Source organism: Daejeonella sp., from assembly GCF_044348475.1.
Lineage (GTDB): Bacteria > Bacteroidota > Bacteroidia > Sphingobacteriales > Sphingobacteriaceae > Daejeonella.
The window spans coordinates 1-5,536 of record NZ_JBIKSU010000104.1 but is presented as its reverse complement, the minus strand read 5'-3'; the positions used below and the strand labels follow the sequence as shown (position 1 = coordinate 5,536).

Below are 5,536 nucleotides of genomic sequence, written 5' to 3'. Positions count from 1 at the left end.
AGCTCTTATTCAGAAATTATATTTCTTTCTTAAGAAAAACAGTACTTCAAATTCTGCAGGGAAACAATTAAAATATGCCCCTGTCAGAGTTAATCATTCAAGGAATGTAATTAGAAATTTAGATAACCATAATCCAACAATTTGATACGATGGCTAAGAAAAAAACGTTGATTAGTGCTGAAGAGTTGCAAAATGTATACGTTGACTATGTTTTAACACATGGCAGTAAGCCTAAATCTGTGTATGTTTTTGCCAAGGATAATAAGCTTACCGAAGAAGAATTTTACAATTATTTTGGTTCTTTTGAAGGAATAGAGCAATCAATTTGGACAGATTTATGCCAAAAAGCACTTTCGGAAGTTGAAAATCAGGAGGTATGGGCGCAATATTCTTCAAGAGAGAAGGCGCTTGCATTTTTTTATGCGTTTATTGAACTCCTCAAAAGCAAGCGAAGTTTTGTTCTGTATAGCCTAAAACGTTCAGGCATGATGATTGGAACTCCAGCTATCATTAGCGGGGTAAAAAATATATTTGAAGCCTTTGCTACCGGTATTATTAATCAGGGTATTGAGTCAGGTGAACTGGCAGACAGACGTTTCTTTACGGCTAAGTATAAAGATGCACTTTGGATACAGTTTGGTTTTATCCTTAATTTTTGGACAAAAGACACTAGCGCTGGTTTTGAAAAAACCGATGAAGCCATTGAAAGAGGCATTAATGTAACTTTTGATTTGCTCGAAAAATCTCCTCTTGATGGTCTTTTTGACTATGGGAAATTTATGATGAACAATGGCGGCATTAAGCAAAATATGAAGTTTTAATTTAAATTTCTTGGCATTTTGCCAAAAAGCATGAAAGAACAAGATAGTATTCCAACTTCAAAAACACAGCGGTCTGCAAAATTTGTAAAAACAGGAATTAAAGTTGGGGGTAATTACATTAAGCATTATTCTAAAAAATTATTTAACCCTGCTCTTAATAAAGATGAGTTAAATCTTGATAACGCAACAGATATTTATAATTCGCTAAGTGAATTGAAGGGAAGTGCACTAAAGGTTGCGCAAATGCTTAGCATGGACAAGAATATTTTGCCAAAAGCTTATGTAGATCAATTTTCCTTGTCTTTATACAATGCTCCTCCATTATCAGGGCCCCTCATTGTTAGAACCTTTACTAGATATTTCGGAAAAACACCCTTTCAAATTTTTGATGAGTTTAATATCAGCTCTACAAATGCAGCATCCATTGGTCAAGTTCATCAGGCTAGTTTAGAGGGTAAAAAATTAGCCGTAAAAATTCAGTATCCTGGCGTTGGTGATAGCATATCATCTGATTTGAAAATGGTAAAACCATTTGCTTTTCGTCTACTTGGGATGAGCCAGAAAGAGCTTGAAGTTTACATGTCGGAGGTTGAAGAGCGTTTGCTAGAAGAAACTGATTATGATCTTGAGATTAAACGGTCTATTGAATTTTCTGAAGCCTGTAAGAATATTCCAAACCTTATTTTTCCTACCTATTTTCCTGAATTGTCGTCAAAGCGGATCATTACTATGGGCTGGCTAGATGGCCTGCATATGAAAGAATTCATGAAAACGAATCCTTCACAGGATATCTGTAATCAAGTAGGACAGGCTCTTTGGGATTTTTATAATTTTCAGCAGCATGAATTAAGAGCTGTTCACGCAGATCCACATCCCGGAAATTTTCTGATCACTCCTGATGGAAAGCTGGGAGTAATTGATTTTGGTTGTATAAAAGAAATGCCCGCTGATTTTTATGAACCATTCTTTAGCATGACCTCAACAAATATGCTTCAGGACAAGGCAAAAACCATAAAGACATTTCGCGAATTAGAGATGATTCGCAAAGATGATACTCCTGCACAAATTGAATTTTTTTATCAGGTGTACAAGGAAATGATTGAATTATTTGCTCTGCCCTACATGTCTCAAACCTTTGATTTTAGTAAAAAGGAATATTTTGACAACCTGTATAATTATGGTGAGAGAATTGCAAGGATGCCTGAATTTAAACAAGCCAGAGGTGTAAAGCATTTTATTTATGTAAACCGTACAAATTTTGGACTTTACAATATGCTGCATGAACTGGGGGCAATGGTCAGAACAGACACCTGGAAACCACACATCAATACGCCTCAATAAAATCAGTTTTGTCTGGTTTTGTATCCATTTAATATTGAGCTGTAGCGCAATATTTTCTAAATATTTTGTTAAATAATGTTAATCCTTACTTTTTAAAATTTAAAAGGATAAATTTGCATCAATATGAAGATTAAAAATTTAGTAATGTTATCCTTGATCATGATGTTTACGCTAGCCTCATGTATGAAAAAGGATGATTTTGATCCTACGGTTCAGGCTGGATTAGATGATGCTTTGATTGTAAAATTCATAGCAGATAAAAATATTACAGCAATTAAGCATCCAAGTGGAATTTATTATCAAATTTTAAGCTCTGGTAGTGGTTCAACAACCTATGCTAATTCAACGCTTATAACGGCCAAATATGCTGGCAGATTATTGAATGGAACTGTTTTCGATCAAACTACAACTCAGCCACTTACTTTTCCGCTTGGAAATGTAATTGTAGGCTGGCAAATTGGTGTTCCTCTAATTAAAAAAGGTGGAAAAATTAGATTACTCATCCCTTCTGGTTATGGCTATGGACGAGATGGTTCGGCAAAAATTCCGCCTAACACAGTTCTTGATTTTGACATAGAATTGGTTGATGTTCAATAATAATTAGACGAAATGAAACAATTTTTAAAATATACATTACCCGGATTTCTATTGTTGACTATCCTTTTTTCCTGTCAAAAGGAATATGAAACTATTGATGTAATTGACGATAGGAATGTTAAGGAATATATCCAACTGAATAAAATTAATATGCAGGAATATCAGGGAACCGGCATTTATTATCAAGTTGTATCTCCTGGTACTGGTCCTGAACTTCAATATTCTGATCGTATGCCAGCATTAATTACAATGCGGTCATTAGACGGAAAATATGTTTCTATTGATACTTTTAGTATTGCAAATAGGTATTTTAATTTTCTTGGATATTATAATCCAGAGCCTATTCGCATTGGAGTAAAAGAAGTGTTAAAAAAGTCAAATGGTACATTAAGAATGATTATTCCTTCGCGCTTGGCTTTTGGTAGAAATGGATCAGGATCTATTCCTGGAAATGCATCTTTAGATATTACAGTAAGAGCATTGGATATCTCAAAATTAATAGCGTATGAAGATTTTACGATTGTAAAATATCTGGAATCTAAAGCGCTAACTGGGTTTACCAAAACAACAACTGGTTTGTATTATAAAATAGGACAGCCTGGAACTGGCAGCCCTATTACAGCAGATTCTACAATTGTTGCAAATTATACGGGTAAATTGCTCAATGGAGTTATATTCGATAGGGCAGTTGCAGGTAGTGAAGCAACATTTAAACTTAATTCTTTGGTGAAAGGTTGGCGTGAGGGTATTCCCCTTATCAAGCAAGGCGGGAGTATTCGTTTAATTATTCCTTCTACATTAGGCTACGGTTTGGATGGTAGTTCACCTTCTGTTCCTGCATTTTCAGCATTAGATTTTGAAATTACGGTAACTGACGTCAAACAATAATTCTGGTCTGGATCAGGCCCCAGACTGTCAAGATTTGCTATAAAATGTAATTGCATTGTTGTTTTGGAGTATTTTTTTCTGCTCCAATTTTGTCAGCCTGGACGCAACCTGGACTAACTACTTATATAACTCTGCAATTGTTCTATTGTTTGTTTTTGGTCTTCAATTACAAATTTTACAAGGTCACCAATTGATATTATTCCGACTACAATCCCATCTTCCATAATGGGTAAATGTCTGATATATCGTTCGGTCATGATTTGCATGCAGTGCTCAATACTTGTATTCAGTTTAACTGTTTCAAGTTTTGAAGTCATTACATCCTGAATGCTTGTTTCTTTTGAAGCTTTTCCCTGTAAAATGATCTTGCGGGCGTAATCTCTTTCAGTAAATATTCCTTTAAGTTCATGCCCATCCATAACCAGTAAAGCACTGATATTTTTATTCATCATTACCTCTAAGGCATCGAACACAGATGTGTTAGGGGTAACCGAGTAAATAGATTTTGATTTATTTTGGATGATATTCTTTATAGTTTTCATATCAGAATACATTGGCTTAATTAAATATAAAAATTATTCTTTGTTTTTTGGACAAATAAATGCGGTCTATTTTGATTCTTGCATACTTTCTGCTCCCTAATTAGGGTAACTCATTAGGGTTTGATTAGTTTATAATAAAAATCTTACAAGAAAATGATCATTAAAACCAATTCTAGCACGTAATTTGGCCAAAAGTTTAATCAGATATAATCTGCTTAAAAATCAATTCAGGGATAGCCCTTTAAATATATGAGTGGGAAAACCATATTAGTTTGGTTTAGAAAAGATTTACGTATTCACGACAATGAAATACTGACTGAGGCTGTACGCAGAGGTGATAGTATCATTCCTGTTTATTGTTTCGATCCCAGACAATTCGAGCTAACATCATTCAATACCAGCAAAACGGGTTCAATTCGTGCCAAATTTCTGCTAGAGAGTGTTGCTGATTTGAGAAATTCTTTTCAGGCTGCAGGTGGTGATCTGATCATCCGTATAGGCAAGCCCGAATTTATTCTTCCCGAACTGGTTGCCAAATACAAGGTTCATGAAGTTTATCATCATCGCGAAGTAGCATCTGAAGAAACCGGGGTTTCAACCTTAGTTGAGAATGCACTTTGGAAGTTGAAAATAAACTTAAAGCATTTTATAGGTCATACGCTCTATCATAAAGAGGACTTGCCATTTCCAATCAATACTATTCCAGATGTATTCACAAACTTTCGAAAAAAGGTTGAACGTGATAGTGCTGTAAGAAGCTGTTTCAAAGCCCCGGGCGCCATGAAATTTCCAGCTAATTTGGAAACTGGGTTACTACCTCAATTGTCTGAATTTGGCTTTGCCGATACTGATTTTTTTGATGATCGATCGGTCATGAAATTTAAGGGTGGCGAAACTGAGGCACTGAAAAGATTGCAGGATTATTTCTGGACTTCGAATTCGGTAAAAACATATAAGCAAACCCGAAACGGTTTAATTGGAGCTGATTATTCTTCAAAATTCTCTGCCTGGATTGCCTTGGGATGTTTATCGCCACGCAAAGTATACTGGGAAATTAAAAAATACGAACAGGTACATGGAGCCAGCGATTCCACGTATAGTCTATTTCTTGAATTATTGTGGCGGGATTATTTCCGTTATATGTTTAAAAAATATGGAAATAAATTTTTCCAGAAGGCAGGTTTTAAAGGTGTTGCACCAGATGAGGGCGAAAATCAAGTTGAATTTTTCAAGCTATGGAAGAATGCCGAAACTGGTATACCGTTCATTGATGCAAACATGCGCGAATTGAATTCTACAGGATTTATGAGCAATAGGGGCCGTCAGAATGTAGCAAGTTTTCTTGTA

Annotated in this window: 6 protein-coding genes; 5 read left to right on the top strand and 1 reads right to left on the bottom strand. The window is 35.2% G+C overall.

The window, feature by feature from the left end; all coding sequences use genetic code 11:
* Positions 1-149: 149 nt before the first annotated feature.
* The 4 genes from ACIQZ6_RS11615 (at position 150) to ACIQZ6_RS11600 (ending at position 3,647) form a co-directional block, all read left to right on the top strand.
* Positions 150-821: a TetR family transcriptional regulator C-terminal domain-containing protein gene (locus ACIQZ6_RS11615; protein WP_395811276.1), complete on the top strand. Its 672-nt coding sequence runs from the start codon at positions 150-152 to the stop codon at positions 819-821.
* A gap of 30 nt (positions 822-851) precedes the next feature.
* The gene (locus tag ACIQZ6_RS11610; protein WP_395811274.1) at positions 852-2,162 is read left to right on the top strand and encodes an ABC1 kinase family protein; all 1,311 of its coding nucleotides are present in this window, start codon (positions 852-854) and stop codon (positions 2,160-2,162) included.
* 123 nt (positions 2,163-2,285) lie between these two features.
* Positions 2,286-2,759 carry an FKBP-type peptidyl-prolyl cis-trans isomerase gene (locus ACIQZ6_RS11605; protein ID WP_395811272.1) on the top strand — a complete coding sequence of 158 codons (474 nt, stop codon included), beginning with the start codon at positions 2,286-2,288 and terminating at the stop codon, positions 2,757-2,759.
* Positions 2,760-2,771: 12 nt separating this feature from the next.
* The gene (locus ACIQZ6_RS11600) at positions 2,772-3,647 is read left to right on the top strand and encodes an FKBP-type peptidyl-prolyl cis-trans isomerase (protein WP_395811270.1); all 876 of its coding nucleotides are present in this window, start codon (positions 2,772-2,774) and stop codon (positions 3,645-3,647) included.
* Positions 3,648-3,760: 113 nt separating this feature from the next.
* Here ACIQZ6_RS11600 and ACIQZ6_RS11595 read toward each other — a convergent pair whose 3' ends face one another.
* Positions 3,761-4,189, bottom strand: a complete 429-nt coding sequence (locus ACIQZ6_RS11595) for a CBS domain-containing protein (RefSeq protein WP_395811268.1) — start codon at positions 4,187-4,189, stop codon at positions 3,761-3,763.
* Between the two features lie 249 nt (positions 4,190-4,438).
* Here ACIQZ6_RS11595 and ACIQZ6_RS11590 point away from each other — a divergent pair.
* On the top strand, positions 4,439-5,536 hold a 1,098-nt coding region (locus tag ACIQZ6_RS11590), incomplete at its 3' end, for a DASH family cryptochrome (RefSeq protein ID WP_395811266.1).